This window comes from Burkholderia cepacia ATCC 25416, from assembly GCF_001411495.1.
GTDB classification, from domain to species: domain Bacteria; phylum Pseudomonadota; class Gammaproteobacteria; order Burkholderiales; family Burkholderiaceae; genus Burkholderia; species Burkholderia cepacia.
Genome location: NZ_CP012981.1, coordinates 2,993,395 through 3,008,429, shown reverse-complemented (window position 1 = coordinate 3,008,429; position 15,035 = coordinate 2,993,395). Strand labels below are relative to the sequence as shown.

The 15,035-nt window shown below is 61.1% G+C and carries 12 protein-coding genes and 2 pseudogenes; 11 read left to right on the top strand and 3 right to left on the bottom strand.

Annotation, left to right across the window (positions count from 1 at the left end):
- Nucleotides 1-230: 230 nt before the first annotated feature.
- On the top strand, nt 231-620 hold the full coding sequence (locus APZ15_RS42680) for an FAD-dependent oxidoreductase (RefSeq protein ID WP_201800275.1): 390 nt from the start codon (nt 231-233) through the stop codon (nt 618-620).
- Here APZ15_RS42680 and APZ15_RS13880 read toward each other — a convergent pair.
- Nucleotides 559-813 carry a hypothetical protein gene (locus APZ15_RS13880; RefSeq protein ID WP_027787253.1) on the bottom strand — a complete coding sequence of 85 codons (255 nt, stop codon included), beginning with the start codon at nt 811-813 and terminating at the stop codon, nt 559-561. The two genes, APZ15_RS42680 and APZ15_RS13880, sit on opposite strands and share 62 nt — an antisense overlap.
- A gap of 509 nt (nt 814-1,322) precedes the next feature.
- On the opposite strand from APZ15_RS13880, the gene tssG reads away from it, so the two are divergent.
- The 8 genes and pseudogenes from tssG to APZ15_RS39240 all read left to right on the top strand — a co-directional run.
- On the top strand, nt 1,323-2,072 hold the full coding sequence (gene tssG / locus APZ15_RS13870; RefSeq protein ID WP_080982084.1) for a type VI secretion system baseplate subunit TssG: 750 nt from the start codon (nt 1,323-1,325) through the stop codon (nt 2,070-2,072).
- The gene (tagH, locus tag APZ15_RS13865) at nt 2,069-3,421 is read left to right on the top strand and encodes a type VI secretion system-associated FHA domain protein TagH (RefSeq protein WP_027787255.1); all 1,353 of its coding nucleotides are present in this window, start codon (nt 2,069-2,071) and stop codon (nt 3,419-3,421) included. Before tssG ends, tagH begins: the two co-directional genes overlap by 4 nt.
- Entirely contained in the window at nt 3,418-4,521 is a 1,104-nt protein-coding gene (gene tssJ, locus APZ15_RS13860) for a type VI secretion system lipoprotein TssJ (RefSeq protein ID WP_027787256.1), read from the top strand. The genes tagH and tssJ overlap by 4 nt, the downstream gene beginning before the upstream one ends.
- Nucleotides 4,518-5,855 (top strand): type VI secretion system baseplate subunit TssK, encoded by a 1,338-nt coding sequence (tssK, locus tag APZ15_RS13855; RefSeq protein ID WP_027787257.1) that lies wholly within the window; start codon nt 4,518-4,520, stop codon nt 5,853-5,855. Before tssJ ends, tssK begins: the two co-directional genes overlap by 4 nt.
- 1 nt (nt 5,856) lies before the next feature.
- Nucleotides 5,857-6,744, top strand: a complete 888-nt coding sequence (gene icmH / locus APZ15_RS13850) for a type IVB secretion system protein IcmH/DotU (protein ID WP_027787258.1) — start codon at nt 5,857-5,859, stop codon at nt 6,742-6,744.
- Between the two features lie 20 nt (nt 6,745-6,764).
- Nucleotides 6,765-7,652, top strand: coding sequence for a type VI secretion system tip protein TssI/VgrG (tssI, locus tag APZ15_RS13845; RefSeq protein ID WP_027787260.1), 888 nt, complete (start codon nt 6,765-6,767; stop codon nt 7,650-7,652).
- A 10-nt stretch (nt 7,653-7,662) separates the two neighbouring features.
- The gene (locus APZ15_RS41770; protein ID WP_138143283.1) at nt 7,663-8,076 is read left to right on the top strand and encodes a toxin VasX; all 414 of its coding nucleotides are present in this window, start codon (nt 7,663-7,665) and stop codon (nt 8,074-8,076) included.
- A pseudogene (locus tag APZ15_RS39240) lies at nt 8,000-8,876 on the top strand (IS3 family transposase); the annotation flags it as partial. The gene APZ15_RS41770 and the pseudogene APZ15_RS39240, both read left to right, overlap by 77 nt.
- 37 nt (nt 8,877-8,913) lie before the next feature.
- Here APZ15_RS39240 and APZ15_RS13830 read toward each other — a convergent pair.
- Complete coding sequence (locus APZ15_RS13830; RefSeq protein ID WP_027787261.1) at nt 8,914-10,173, bottom strand: IS256 family transposase; 1,260 nt, start codon at nt 10,171-10,173, stop codon at nt 8,914-8,916.
- Nucleotides 10,174-10,228: 55 nt separating this feature from the next.
- Between APZ15_RS13830 and APZ15_RS13825 the strand changes: the two are divergent.
- Nucleotides 10,229-10,534, top strand: a pseudogene (locus APZ15_RS13825) (integrase core domain-containing protein); the annotation flags it as partial.
- Here the strand turns inward: APZ15_RS13825 and APZ15_RS13820 are convergent.
- Nucleotides 10,526-11,736 (bottom strand): IS3-like element ISBcen6 family transposase gene (locus tag APZ15_RS13820; RefSeq protein WP_088611304.1). Its coding sequence is split into 2 segments (ribosomal slippage): nt 10,526-11,421 and nt 11,421-11,736, totalling 1,212 coding nucleotides; the frame shifts between segments, so codons are not numbered across the junction. The pseudogene APZ15_RS13825 and the gene APZ15_RS13820 sit on opposite strands and share 9 nt — an antisense overlap.
- A gap of 410 nt (nt 11,737-12,146) precedes the next feature.
- Between APZ15_RS13820 and APZ15_RS40905 the strand changes: the two genes are divergently transcribed.
- Nucleotides 12,147-14,636, top strand: a complete 2,490-nt coding sequence (locus APZ15_RS40905; protein WP_138143282.1) for a hypothetical protein — start codon at nt 12,147-12,149, stop codon at nt 14,634-14,636.
- Nucleotides 14,637-15,035: the final 399 nt, after the last annotated feature.

Genomic DNA, 15,035 nt, shown 5'->3' with positions numbered 1-15,035 from the left:
GAGCCCGGTGTTTGAGTAAGGCCCGCCTCGGCGGGCTTTTCTGTATCGTCCGCCCGCCTCAAGTGCCGCGGATATCGATCGATTGTTTGTTTGCCGGGCGCGAGAGGACGACGCGATTCGCGATGATGGGCGGCAGGCGACCGCACAGCGGCGAAGCGCGGCGAACGGGATAGTCGGAACCCCGCAACTTCCGGATGTCACTCATGTGATTCAACCCGCTGCGCGTCGTCGTGGTCGGTGGAGGCATCGTCGGCGCGTCGATCGCGTGGCATCTTGCGCGATCGGGTGCGCAGGTCACGCTGCTGGAAAAGCAGCCGGCGGCCGCGGGCGGCGCGACTCACTGGTCGTTCGGCTGGGTGGGCACCGGTAGCGCGCTTCCGGAGTTTGCCCGGCTGGCGCGTGAACTGGGCCCGTTGCCGGTGACGACGCGCGGGGCGCTTGTCTGGCTGGACTCGGATGCGCAGACCGCCGCATTGATCGACGAGCAGCGCGCGGCGGGCGCTGCGTGGTCGTCGATTCAGGCGGGTGAAATGCGTGTAACGCGTCTCTCGTTGTCCGTCAGTGCGCCGGATCGAAATCCTGCTCGCCATCCGACGGAGGAAGGTCGAGCACGAGCTTGACGGCGCTGTAATTGGCCTTCAGCGAAAACACGCGGCCAATCACGAGAAACGTCTGGCGCGAATTCTCGAGTTCGACGAAGTCGCCCGGTTGCGGCACGTGCGCGCCCTGGTCATACGAAAAGCTGGTGCTGGTCTGCTCGCCGATGGCTTCGGCTGCGTGCTCGGTGAATTCGATTGTGATGTGCGTGGTCATGCGAACCCCGGTGGGTCGATTGAAAAGGATGGACGCCTGGATTTTCGCATAGCGGCCGGCTGTGCCCGGGGCGATTTTTGTGCGGTAGGTGGCATCGATGGAGTGCGAGGGTGCGCTTGCGGACGCCGCTGGCTGGGCTACGTGCGTCGCTGATTGTTGCCACGTGGCAAGTGAATTCTCTTTTCTCCCAGAGGCGAGGGGAACTCGATGAAGAGGCGATTTACCAACGAACAAATCATCCGGATCTTGCGCGAGATGGCCGAGAGCCGGAACGAGCCGGTGGAGGATCTGTGCAAACGCCCGGCGGACGGCCGCGCTCATGATCGGGCCATCCGTGGCCCGATCGAGCCCAAAATGGCCCGATTATTCCTATTCCTTTTCAATGATTTGCGATTTTTCGGGCCACGAATGGCCCGAAATGCCAGTCAAAAAATCAATTTTCGGGGCTTCGCGTTCCTCGTCGTCCGTCCGAAGCGTCTCGCATCCAGTTAATACGCTGAATTTAAAGGATTAAATGCCGATTTGAGAAAATTGGCACGGGCATTGCGGTACGTAGGCAGTCATCTCCCGATGGCAACACGGTCATCCGTCCGGCGTTCTTCGACGTATTCCATCACCGCCTGCTGACACTGCTGCACCAGGCCTGGCGCAAGTACCGGCACTACATCCGCTTCCGTCCCGGCGCCAGTGACCCGCTCTCGCAACGCCTGTTCGCGCTGATCGGTCTGGAGAACACCGCCATCCGCGGCGACACGCCCATTGCCTGGAGCCGCCTGCTCAGTTTCGCCGGCGCCGTGGTGCATCGTAGCCGTTCGCCCGCGATGGTCGCCGGGCTGATTGCGCACTGCTTCGACCTCAAGGACGTCGACATCCGCGATTTCGAACTGCGCCACGCCGACATTGACCCGGGCGATCGCGTCAAGCTTGGTTGCCTCAATGGCCAGCTCGGCGAGAGCTTCCGCGTGGGCGACAGCGTGCGCACGCGCCACGCCAAATTCACCATCGTCATCGCCAACCTCAGCCAGCAGCGGTTCCGCGAATTTCTTCCGCACGGCGAGAACTTCGAGCGTTTGCGGCTACTGGTCGCCTTCCTGTTGCGCGACCAAACCCCGTGCGACCTCGAACTGGCGCTGCGCGAAAACGAAATCCCTTCCTTCAACCTCTCGGGCGATGTCGGCACCGAATTGGGCTGGACCAGTTTTCTGGAGCAGCCTGCATTGCGCCGGCCCCCTCGCGTTCAACTGACGGTGCGCGCATGAATACGGTATCCACGGAACCCCGCCTGGCCTTGGTCGTCGACAACCCGGATGCCTTGCAGCAAGGCACGGCACCGCGCTACAGCTTCGACCCCGCCGGCGGCAGCATAGGCTCGCAGGGTGCAAGTTGGGTGCTGCACGACCGCGCCGGCTGGGTGCAGCCTCAACACTGCGAAATCCGCTTCGAAGATGGCGGCTATATCGTCATCGATCGCAGCGGCCACACCCGGCTGAACGAGCAGACCCGCCCCCTAGGCCTGCACGCCAGCGCGCGCTTGCGCGACGCGGACACCCTGCACGTCGGGCCGTACCGCCTCACGGTGCACGTGGACGAGGAGCAGCACGCGTTGCCGGATCCGTCGCGCGCGCTGGCTCAGCACGACGTCGAGGAGTTGATGCAGTTGCCCGACGACTACCTGGACGGCTTGCCAGCCGCGGCATCCGAGGGGCCGCACCCCGTTGAGCCGAATCCCGGCTGGGCCGCTTTCCAGGCCTTGAGCGAGCCGACAAGGCCGCAAGGCCAGCTCGACCCGTTGCACGCGCTGGATCTCGCGGCCCAGTGGAGCGGGGGCGCCGCCGCGCGCGCCTCGTTAGATCCGCTCGATCCCCACCACTACGGACTGTCGCCGCTGGCGGCCCAGGCCGACCTTGCCGCCACGGCGCAGGAAGCCGTTCACGGCAAGCCCATCCATGCATCAGGAGACACCATCATGTCGGAGCCCGACAGCCATAACCCCGCCGCTCGCGAGTGGCTGCGTGCACAGCAAGCGAACGGCCACGATCCGGCCGCCCTGGTCAATCCGCTGATCGAAGGGCTCGGCGCACCAGTGGGGGCGCTGGATGCGCAAACAACCTACGCGCTGCTCTACGAGGCAGGCCGCAGCCTCAGTGCGGCCATCGGTGGCCTGAGCGCTTTGCACGGCGGCGCGCCCGGACAGCGACAGCGCACCTTGCAGCCCATCGAAGACAATCCGCTGCGTCTGGGTCAAAGCTACCCGGACACCGTCCGCGCCATGTTCGCCGCCGACCGCAGTGTCGTGCATCTGTCGCCCGCGGCAGCGATCGAGGAATCGCTGGAGCAGATCCATCGCCAGCAGCGGGCCACCCATCAGGCCATCACCGCCGGTCTCAGCGCGCTGCTGCAAGCCTTCTCTCCGGAGCAGTTACAACGGCGCTTTACCCGTTATCGCCCGCCGCAGAGTGGCCAGGCGAACAGCGATGGTTGGGCGTGGCAAATGTATGGGCACTACTACGACGAGTTGATCTCTGGACGCCAGCAGGGTTTCGACAAATTGTTTTGGGAGGTCTTCGATCAAGCCTACGACCAGGCCTTGCGTGCGGAGGCGCCATGAAGCGAAGCCTCGCGCTTCTGCTCGCCGGCATGCTGCTCGCCGGCTGCAGCACCGTGGGCAACGTGTTCAAGAAGACGGGCCGGGTCTTGATGGACCCGTCCATCCCGGTGGGCGGGCCCGACGACCAGCCCACCCAGATCGCCCTCAGCCTGTACGCCAGCGCCTACGTCAATCCCAACCCGGTCAGCGCATCGGCCGCCGACAGCGCCGCCGTGGTCGATGAACCGACCGAGGAGAAGCTGATCGGGGAGGGTCCGTATTCCGTCAGCTTCAACGGCGCCACCAAGGGCGAACTCATCAGCGGCTTGCGCGCCTTGCTGGACCATTTGCAGGGCGAGGAGGGTGTGGTGCCGCTGCCGTCGCATGGCACAGGGCGCCAGCTTCCGAATTCCCTCACCGCCACGCTCAGCGGCAAGCCACCCTTGCCGCTGGATGGGCAGCTTCGCCGTAGCCCGTCGCTAGCGGACGCGCCCGGCGTCGCGTCAAACCTGGGCCAGTACCGCAAGGGCGACAGTCTGGCCACAGCCAGTGCACGGTCGCCAGAGTCACCAGCGCCGGCGTCCAGCGCCGCCGCCACCCCGGTCGCCTTCCAGGTGCTCCAACTCAAGGACGACAGCATGCTGGAAAACGCCGACCTCGACCTCGTCAGCCAGAATCCCAAGAAGGCGCTGGGCAGCACCTTCATTGCCGCGGACGACTACACCCTCGCGCCAGGCCAGTTCAAGTTCATCGAATTCAGTCCCGTCGAAGACAAGGCCCGCTACGTGGCCGTCGTAGCCGCCTTCCACGATGTCAATGCGACCCGCCGATACGACGTTTTCCAGCTCGAACCGCGCGGGCGCAAATACGCCTTGCTGGTCACCCTGCAAGACACCCGCGTCACCATTACCAACGAGGCCTATCGCGCGCCGGATCCGTTGCGCGAACCCGCCCGCGGCGCGCGGGATCCGCAACGCAAACCCGTTCGCGGCGCGCTGGGCGTGTTGCGCGAGCCGACCGATAGCGCGCCGGACCTGTTGCGCAAACCGGCCTCTCGTCCGCAGCAGCTGTTCCGCGGATTTTCCCGCGAGGCAGCCATCCAAACGAGCAAGCAACCATGACCACCCGCAATCCCGTTGCATGGAACGAAGGGCTCTTCGTCAAGCCCCAGCATTTCCAACAAACCAGTCGCTACCTCGAGCACTACGTCAACGTCCGTTTGGGTCGTAAATACGGCTACGGTTTCGCCGAGCTGGTGTTGAACCAGGACTTCCTCGCCATCGGCAAGATCGCGATCGTGCGTGCGCGCGGCATCCTGCCCGACGGCACCGCCTTCGACATCCCGCACGACCAGCCGCCGCCGGAGCCGCTAGACATCAGCGATGCCACGGCCGCCAACCAGACCGTCTATCTCACGCTGCCGCTGCGTTCCGACGGCATGGCCGAAATCCGCTGGCCGGACACCTACGCCAATGCGCGCTACGTAGCGCGTAGCGAAGACGTGCGCGATACCCACAGCCACCAGGGCAACCATGTCGCCGTGACCATGGCTGTACCCAACCTGCAACTGGCGCTGGAACGGGACGACCGTAGTGCCTTCACCGGGCTGGCCATCGGCCGCATTCTCGACCGGCGTCCCGATGGCAGCTTGCTGATGGATGGCGGCTTCCACATCACCGGCTTGCACCTGCGAGCCATCAGCCAGCTCGCGCATTTCATGGAAGAAATCGCCGCGCTGGCGCACGAGCGCGCCAAGAGCATCGCCGAGCGCATCGGCTCGCCTGGCCAGGCCGGCGTCGCCGACGTCACCGACTTCAACCTGCTGCAAGCGCTCAATCGTTGGCAGCACCTGTTCCGGCATTTGGCACGCGATAGCGACGTGCATCCGCTCGACGCCTACCTCGCATGCGGCCAGGCCTGCGGCGAACTCGTCACCTTTACCGACGAGGCGCGCGTACCGCCGGAGTTTCCGGCCTACCAGCACGACAACCCGCAGGCCACCTTCCACTTGCTGCAGGAAACCCTGCGCCGCGTGCTCAGCACCGTGCTGCAACCGCGCGCCGTGTCCCTGCCGCTGGTCAAGGAGCGCCATGGCGTGCTCACCGCCCAGGTCAACGACTCCAGCCTCATGCAAAGCGCGGAATTCATTCTCGCCGTGCGCGCGCGCATGCCGCTGGACCAGCTGCGCCAGCTCTTCCTGCAACAGGCCAAGGTCGCCTCCCAGCAGACGCTGCTCGACCTCATCCGTCTGCAACTGCCCGGCATTCCACTCAGCCCGCTGCCAGTGGCGCCGCGCCACCTGCCGTTCCATGCCGGCTTCACCTACTTCCAGCTCGATCGCACGCATCCGAATTGGCAGAAGTTGATGCAGAAGGGCGCCAACGGTTTCGGCTTCCACATCACCGGCGACTTCCCGGAACTGGAACTCCAGTTCTGGGCCATTCGGAGTCAATGACATGAACACCACCGTCGACATCGGCAACGACAGGATCGATCGCGAGCCGCGACTGCGGGCACAGCAATCGGCGCCCTATCCACCGGGAGCCACGTCGGGCGACTTCCTGCGCACACCGCCTGTCTCCCCGATGGGCGACAAGGACCGCATGCTGTTCGACTCGGTGCACCACATCGACTACGACGACGACCTGCAATTTCAGCTACGCGGCCACAGCCTCAACCCTCTAGTGGATGCCGCGCAGCCGCTGCTGGGGCTGGTCATTCGCCTGCGCCGCCTTGACCGCTGCGACGACATCCCCAGGCTCTACGCCAACGTGCGCGACCAGATCACCGCGCTGTCCGAGGAGGTGCGCCAGCTCGGTTACGACGGCGCCACCCAGTTGGCCTACCGCTATGCGCTGTGTGCGTTCATCGACGAAGCTGTCATGGCCACTCTCTGGGGCCACAGCTCGCTCTGGCGCGAACGCTCGCTGCTCAGCTACCACCACAACGAAACCTGGGGCGGCGAAAAATTCTTCACCGTGCTCGCGCGCATGCAGATGGAGCCGGAGAAGTACCACCACGTCCTGGAATTCAAATACCTCTGCCTTTGCCTGGGTTTCCAGGGCAAATACGGTCAGCAGCACAACCAGCAGGACACGCTCAACGCCATCATCGTCAAGCTCCATCGCATCCTGCGGCCGCTGCGTGGCGATGCGCCCGAGCGCCTCACCGATGCGCCGACCGTCGCCACGCACCGCTACCGGCTCAAGCGCCAGATGCCCCTCTGGACACCCTGGGCCATCGCGTTGGTCGTACTGGTTGGCGCCTACCTGTTCTTCTCGATCAGGCTAGGTGCCACCACCGACCAGGTCCTGCAATCGCTGGATCACATCCTCAAACCGTAATCCAGGCCACGGGAGCGACCATGCCCACGCAATCCGCCCTGCACTTTACCTTCACCGCTGGTGACGAGTCGTTCGAAGTGGTGGAGTTCACCCTGCACGAAGGCTTGTCCGAGACCTTCCTGTTGCAGGTGGAGCTTGCCAGCGCTAATCCCGCCATCGACTTCGGCCAGGTGCTCGACCGCAATGGCCTGCTCACGATTTGGCAGAGCGGCTCTCCCGTGCGCTACGTGCACGGCGCGGTGTCGAGTTTTGTGCAAGGCGATACGGGCATTCGACGCACTCGCTATTCCGCCGTGGTCGAGCCGCGCCTGGCACGCCTGAAATTGTCTTCCGACTGGCGCATCTTCCAGACTTTGAGCGTGCCCGAGATCGCCACGGCCGTGCTCAAGGCACACCATCAAACGCTGGACTACGAGCAGCGTGTCACCAACGAGCATCTGGCGCGCGAGTATTGCGTGCAGGCCGGCGACACCGACTACGACTTCATCGAACGCATCCTGCGCGAGGAGGGCTTCTTCTACGCCTTCCAGCACAAGGCCGACGGTCATCGGTTGATCCACTGCGATCGGCTGTTTATCTTCGGTCGTCAGCAGGGCGAGCCGGTGATCTACAACCCGACGCCCGGCGGCGACCAGCCGCAGCCCAGTTTGCGCACGTTCGCCTACACGGAGAACGTGCGCGCCGCGCGTCAGGTGCAGCGCGACTACACGTTCAAGAGTCCACGCTATCCGCACGAGTACCCGCGCGAAGGCACCGACCTCGATCACCAGGGCCGTGGCTACCCGCATGATTTCTTTGCCATGGATGCCACCTTGCGTGACATCTTGCTCCAGCGGCAGGTGAAGGGAAAGCAGCGGTTGTTCGACGCCGAGGCGCGATTGGTGGCGCGGGCCGCCGCAATGTCCTGAAGGAAACACTATGGAAACCACCTGTAAAAAAGCCCTATGCCCCGACCGTCCCGGTGAGAAAAAAATCGGCCAAGCTACCTCAGCACCGCCGTGCGAGAGGGGCGTGCCCATCTACCCGTTGCGCTATGGCATCGCGGATAGAGTTTTGGAAAAAAAGGTGTTTCCGACGCTCAGCACGGATGGCTATCCCGCCCTCACAGGTGGCAAAGCTTACGGTTTGCGCGTGCTGCGTCCAGGCACCTACGTCTACCTCTGCTATTTCGAGAACGGCCGCATGTGGACGTGTAGTGGTCTAATGAATCCGGACACTGATTTAGGCGAGAATGGTCGCCATGAAGAGGTGTCTGATGAGCAAGCAACGACGTACGTTTTCCCCGGAGTTCAAACAGCAAGCCGCCTGTCTGGTGCTCGACCAGGGTTATAGCCATATGGAAGCAAGCCGCTCGGTCGGCGTCGGCGAGACGGTGCTGCGCCGCTGGGTGCAGCAACTTCAGATGGAACGCCAGGGCGTCACGCCGCAGGGCAAGGCAATCACGCCGGATCAACAGCGTATTCAGGAACTCGAGGCGCGTATCGAACGCCTCGAGCGTGAGAAGGCCATTTTAAAAAAGGCTACCGCGCTCTTGATGTCGGAAGGCATCGAACGTACGAAGTAATTGATCAGATTGGCGCAAGCGAATCGGTCGAGCTGATCTGCGCGGTATTCGACGTGTCGCGGTCCTGCCTGTATGCCCACCGAGGGCGAGCCCGACGCGTTGATGCCGAGCGCATGGCACTGCGTAGCCGGGTACACGAGCTGTTCATTGAGAGTCGAAGCTCTGCTGGCAGTCGCAGCATCATGGGCATGATGCGCGAGGAAGGTACGGCGATTGGACGCATCAAGGTCAGCCGCTTGATGGAAGAACTCGGGTTGATCTGCAAGCAGCCGGGTCGCCATGCCTACAAGCAGGCCACGGTCGAGCGGATCGATATCCCGAACCATCTCAATCGCGAATTCGAGGTTGGTACGCCGAATCAGGTGTGGTGTGGTGTGGTGACATCACGTATGTCTGGGCGCAGGGACGTTGGCATTATCTGGCCGTAGTACTCGACCTGTTCACGCGTCGGGTTGTTGGCTGGGCGTTCTCGACACGCCCTGATGCCGATCTGGTCGTGCAGGCGTTGGAGATGGCCTATGAGCAACGTGGTCGACCGCAAGGCTTGCTGTTTCACTCGGATCAAGGGAGGTATCCGGAATTTCGTGTGTGAGGCAGGTTAAAACTCAGATTCCGATACTAAAGCGCTCTGGGTAAAGCAGCGCGAACTGGGTCATCGCGCTCTTCCAATCGTGCCGGGAGCCGGTCCACTTGGCAACGACGTTGCGCAGTGCCAGCCAGATCAGCTTCAGCGCGGCCTCGTCCGACGGGAAGTGGCCGCGTGCCTTGATGATCTTGCGAAGCTGCATGTGCAGCGACTCAATGGCGTTCGTGGTGTAAATGATCTTCCGTATGTCCGGCGCGAACGCGTAGAAGGGAATCACCTGCTCCCAGGCTCGCCGCCAGAGTGCGGCAATTGGCGGGTATTTCGTGCCCCACGGTCCAGCGTCGAACGCGTCCAGCGCCACGGCGGCCGCCTCGGCCGTCGGTGCTCGGTAGATCTCCTTGAGCGCGGCGGCAGCCGACTTGCGATCTTTCCAGCTCGCAAAGTCCAGCGAGTTACGGATCAGATGCACGATGCATGTCTGAACCGTCGTTTCCGGGAACACGGTGTTGATCGCTTCCGGGAAGCCCTTCAGGCCGTCAACCACGGCGATCAGGATGTCCTGCACGCCACGCAGTTTCAGGTCGTTGACGACCCGCAGCCAGAACTTAGCGCCCTCGGTCTGCTCGATCCAGAGGCCGAGCACGTCACGTGTGCCGTCGCGGCGCACGCCGAGCGCCAAGTAGATCGCCTTGTTGCGGACCACGCCTTCGTCGCGAATCTTGACGCGCAAGGCGTCAAAGAACACGACCGGATACATCGGCTCGAGCGGCCGCTGCTGCCATTCACGCACTTCGTCGATCACCGCATCGGTCACTGTACTGATGAAGTCCGGCGATACCTCGATGCCGTACATCTCCAGCAGGAACCCCTGAATCTCCCGCACGCTCATGCCGCGCGCGTACATCGCGATGATCTTGTCGTCGAAGCCGGTAAAACGTCGCTCGCCCTTGGCAATGAGCACCGGATCGAACGTCCCTTCGCGGTCACGCGGAATCTCGACGTCGAGCAGGTCGTCGTCGGTCGTGATGCGCTTGCGACTGGTGCCGTTGCGGTGGTTCGTGCTGTCCGACGGCTTGGCCTCGCCCTTCTCGTAGCCGAGATGGTGGGTCAGTTCGCCGCCCAGCGCCCGCTCGAAGATCGCCTTCTTGAGTGCGGCAAGCTGCTCGTTGATCGTCGCCCGGTCCAGCGTTCCGGGCACCAGTTGCTTGATCAGTTCCGGGTCCAGGTTCAAGCCCTTGCCCGGTTCGATCGTCACTTCTTCCTTGCGTTTGCGTGGCATAAAAGTGGCTCCTTGGTCGCCAGTTTATGCCTCGCACACAAAGTTTCGGATAGGCTCGGATCAAGGCGGCCAATATGCAAGCCGGAAATTCCGTCAGCGCCTCTGGCGCTATCGGATACAGCAGAGCATGAGCCGTCGAGGAAATTGTTGGGATAACTCCCCGATGGAGAGGCTGTTCCGCAGCTTCAAGACCGAATGGCTACCGTCAGTGGGCTACATGTCGGCGCAGGAGGCACACCGGGACATCAGCCACTACCTGATGCACCGGTACAACTGGATACGGCCGCATCAGTTCAATGACGGACTGGCGCCGGCGGTTGCTGGAGTTGACCCTGTAATACCGGACACAGCCTCACACTAAGGTTGCTGAATCCATCGAGCGCCGGAACTCGCGAGGCGAGCGGTATTTCAGCGCGCTATGGGGATGCTTCTCGTTGTAATGCTCGAACGCGATGGCCAGATTGCGTGCAGCAGTCGCTGCGTCCGGCTTCGGCATGAAGGCGACGTAGTCGCGTTTCATCGTCTTCACGAAGCTCTCGGCCATCCCATTACTTTGCGGGCTGCATACCGGCGTGGTCAATGGCTTCAGGCCGATGGCCACTGCGAACCGACGCGTGTCGTCGGCTGTGTAGCCCGAACCGTTGTCGCTCAGCCACTCGATTTCGGACGGCGTATGCAGCTCGATGCCAAACCGATTTTCCACTGCAGCCAGCATCACGTCGCGCACGATGTCGCCGCTGTGGCCTGCCGTCGTAGCCGCCCAGCTCATCGCCTCACGGTCACAGCAATCCAGCGCGAACGTTACGCGCAGCGGCTCGCCGTTGTCGCAGCAGAATTCGAAGCCGTCCGAGCACCATCGCTGATTGCTGCGCTCGACGGCTACCTTGCCGTCGTGTCGACGTTGGGGCCGAGGTGGAATCGGTCGGCGCTGCATCAGCAGCCCATGTGTGCGCATGACGCGATAGATTCGCTTGGCATTAAACGGCGCCAGTCCGACCGCAACGCGCTCGTTGCGCAAGATGCCCCAAACCCGGCGATAGCCATAGCTGGGCAAATCGCCAATGACCCGGCGGATCTCCTCGACCGCGTCCGCGTCGTCACTCTGCCTCGATTGACGGCCATCGCGCCACGTCGCCGGACGCGACAGTCGTGCCGATACGTTCGAGCGCGACACGCCGAGAACTTCACAAACCAGTTTCACTGGTCGTCCTCCGGCAGCGAGGGCGAGTGCGCTATCCATTTTTTTGCCCGGCCGTACTCGACTGCTTCGCGGAGAATCTCGTTCTCCATGGTCTTCTTGCCGAGCATCCGTTGCAACTCACGAATCTGCTTGAGTGCATCGGCCAGTTCCGAGGCCGGGACTACTTCCTCGCCGGCCTTGACCGCTGACAGGCTCCCATCCTGGTACAGCTTGCGCCAGTGGAACAGTTGGTTCGGATTCACGCCGTGCTGGCGCGCGACCATCGAAACCGATTTCCCCGGCTCAAAACTCTCGCGAACCATCGCCAGCTTCTGCTCCGCCGTCCAGCGCCGCCGACGCTCCGGGCCCGTCAACACTTCCATCACTTCCTGCCTAGTGTTAGTCAAAAACACAGTCCTATGCCTACCCGTTATTGTAAGTGGGTGACTGTGTCCGGCGTTTCAGGGGGCTGCTCCAGTTGCGGAAGAAAAACTTAACGCAGTGTCCGGGATTAGTTGACCACTACAGACGCAACACTACCAAGTCACCGACGACATGCGCTTTGCTCGCATTTGGTGGACTCGTGCCGATGACAACGACGCCACACCAGGTCGGCTCGCACGCCCCGATATGGCCGGTGCCAAACCATTCCTACTTGCTCCGGAGAGCAAAACCGCAGAGATCGTTTACCTGATGGTTAGCGAAACAATGCTAACCCACGCAAGGCTCTGGAATATCGAGATTGATAAAGGTGGCATCCGCACCAAGCTGGCGACAAAGGTGAAACCATCCGGTGGCATTGAACAAACGCATGCGTTCAATATCGCGACTAGTCGCATCCGCCGCACCGGAGCTCGTAAGGCCGACTTTGAATGGAAAATCGGGGTACTACAAATGGAGCGAAATAGCGGAGCCAGAAAAGTATGCGACCTACGACGTGGTGATTGCGGGTGCACATATGGCGCTTGCTCCGACAAAGGGCGTTGTTCCTTTGGCGGTGGTGCTGCACGATCCGATCGGCATCACCAGTGAATTGGCACATCTTGCTGCTGTTGCCGCAGCCGATCGTCAAGTGTACGAAGCTGACAACAATCATGCATACACCAGCGCGACGATGATCAAACAGTATTTGCAAAGCCTCCAGAAGCATGCAGGTGTGGAGGCCTATGCAAAGCGACAGAAGCTGGTTCGCTATTACGCGAACGATAATGCAGATCGCGCTCATGGGAATGCTATACCGTTCATGCTCTCCTATGAACGCGACATCAAGGCCAAGCAATCCGAAATTGAGACGCAAGTGAATGATCTGGAGGGTTGGATCAGAACAGCGGGTAGCGCCATGGGTGAGGAATGGCGGGAGGGGTGGTTTAGCAAGGCACTGTCCTGCTTCGACTTGGGCGCGAAAGAGAATGCTCAAGGCTATGAGCATGTTATCGCGCGTTGTGTCGGTAGTCTGACACTCAGTCAACGCGGTCGGTCAGCCTACCGCGATCTGCTGCTGGCCGCGCCGGGAAAAAGCCCGGTTTGGCTCGCTCTAGCACACGGTATTCCCGAACTGCACAACCATTTCGACAACCCGCCGGTACTAAAGAGCGTGCTTGACATTGGTGTCTCTGCCTTCGCGCCAATTTTTCAGCTAAATCTGTCATATCCGGCCACGCAACACTCCGATTTGTTGGCAAGCCAGATGCTGTCACAACTCGCTGATATGAACTTACCTGACACAACCGCTAGTGGCGTAGTGCGACGCTTGCGTTTATATGCAGAAGTCCGTGTGGGAAGCACCATCGTTACGTATCGAGTTACCAGCGCAGAGGCGAATTTTCAGTATGCCAAGTTCCGTGGCGAGCGAAGTATGAACACCGAGCAGCTAAGGAAGTGGGGAATCACGGTCATCAGGCCGTTGCGTAACCAGCCTGCTAACGTACTCCTATTTGAGGAGGTGCGTATCGGCGACAAGGCGAACCGCATATCGCCAGTACAACCAACAGCGAGCAATACTCAGAAGTTCAAACTTGAAGGAAACGTGTTCAAGCGCATGATGGAGCGCATGCGCCAGGGTCGTGCATACAGTGGCGCCCAAACAGGAATTGTACGTGGCGAGTATGCATTCACGGGTCTTGCTGCCGTTTCGGCCCTGATGGCACTAAGATCGTCGATCAAAGATATTACGAACAATAAAGTTGATAGGTCGGTTTCAGGTCTAGCCAACGGCGTCAATGCTTTTGCTGCAGCGGCAGCTGTGATCAGTGCGGGAATGTTCGTTCAGGGTGATCTGATCCAGCTACGTGCATTGGCGAGAGGGGAGTCGCTTGCCACGGCACGGAGGGCCGCAGTATCAGCGCGAACGCTTGCAACTAGGGTCGGTGCAATCACCGCCGCCTTGGGCGCAATTTCGGACGGAATACGTGCGTCTAACGCCTTCAATGTGCAACAAAATTCCGAGGCTGGCAGAATGTACTTGGCGTCCGCCGGAAGTGGCATGTTGGCGGCGGCTGGCCTGTTGCTAAATGCTGCTAGCGTCACGCTCGGCTTCATGGGCCCCGTTGGGTGGCTTGTCCTAGCATTGGTTGCCACGGTAGGGGTAGCATATTTCAGTTACCAGGCCGCGCTCGCCAAGTTTCAGCCCGACGAAGCCTGGCTGGCGCATAGCTATTGGAGCCTTGGCGATTCAAAGTATCGCTACAAATCGCTAGAGCAAGAACTTGTCGCGTTTCACGGCGCTGTCTACGGTGTCCGGGCAGTCGCGAACTGGGAGACTCCATCCACTTTGGCTCGCGATGTCGTTATACGAAGTATCTTCCCTATCTACGGAATTTGGCAAGACGGAATGGATCTGAAGCGCACCATTACCAAGGATGGTGTGGGGACGCTTTCCATATCACTAGTATTGCCTAATTATCCAACGCTAGAGCCAGATGCAACAGACTTGGAGCGTGCAGGTGTTTTCCAATACACACTGACAGTCCGGCGAAATGGCAGCGCTTTGAAGATGGTCCAAGGCCCTATTGCAGTAGCGCCGGGTTATCGCTTCCCCTATGACACGGAATGCATGGTCGTTAGTGAGGACATCATCCGAGAAGGCACCCGACAGTTGAGTTGGCGAATCACGATGCGCGCAGACACGGAAGTCATGCTGGACTATTGCTATAGGCCAGACGTCAGGAACCAGCCAAGCCTCGTATTGCTCCCGCAACGGGAGCCGCTTGTCTTTACGCGCGGGACGTGGTTCACAGATCCCATTGACGATGAGTTGATTGCTCCAGTTAAGGATCCCGAATGATGCGACGTCCCGTTCCCACGCAGCTTCAGCAACGTCGCCCAACATTTGCTGAAATTCAAGCAAAGTGGAAGATGTTCCGTTCTGCCAGCACGTTGTTGCCGTTGGAGCTCGACTCGCGCGTGGTGCCTGCCATTGAGGCAACGCGCTTCAACGAGCACTGCATCGAGATAGTATCGGATACCTTGCAAACTGAGCTTGAGGGAGTAGGCCTTCGAGCATTTGTTTTCTGTGGGTTAGTGTCATTTGTTATTGCGGCGATCGGAGACTCGGGCCCTTGGAGCGCCGGAATATGGATGCTCGTGTTCGGCTTGCCTGGCTTTGGATTGCTGTGCTTCTTTCTTGCTCGCGTCTTGGGGCCGCACTTTCGCTACCGCTGCTCTAGGGTACGTTTCGATCGCC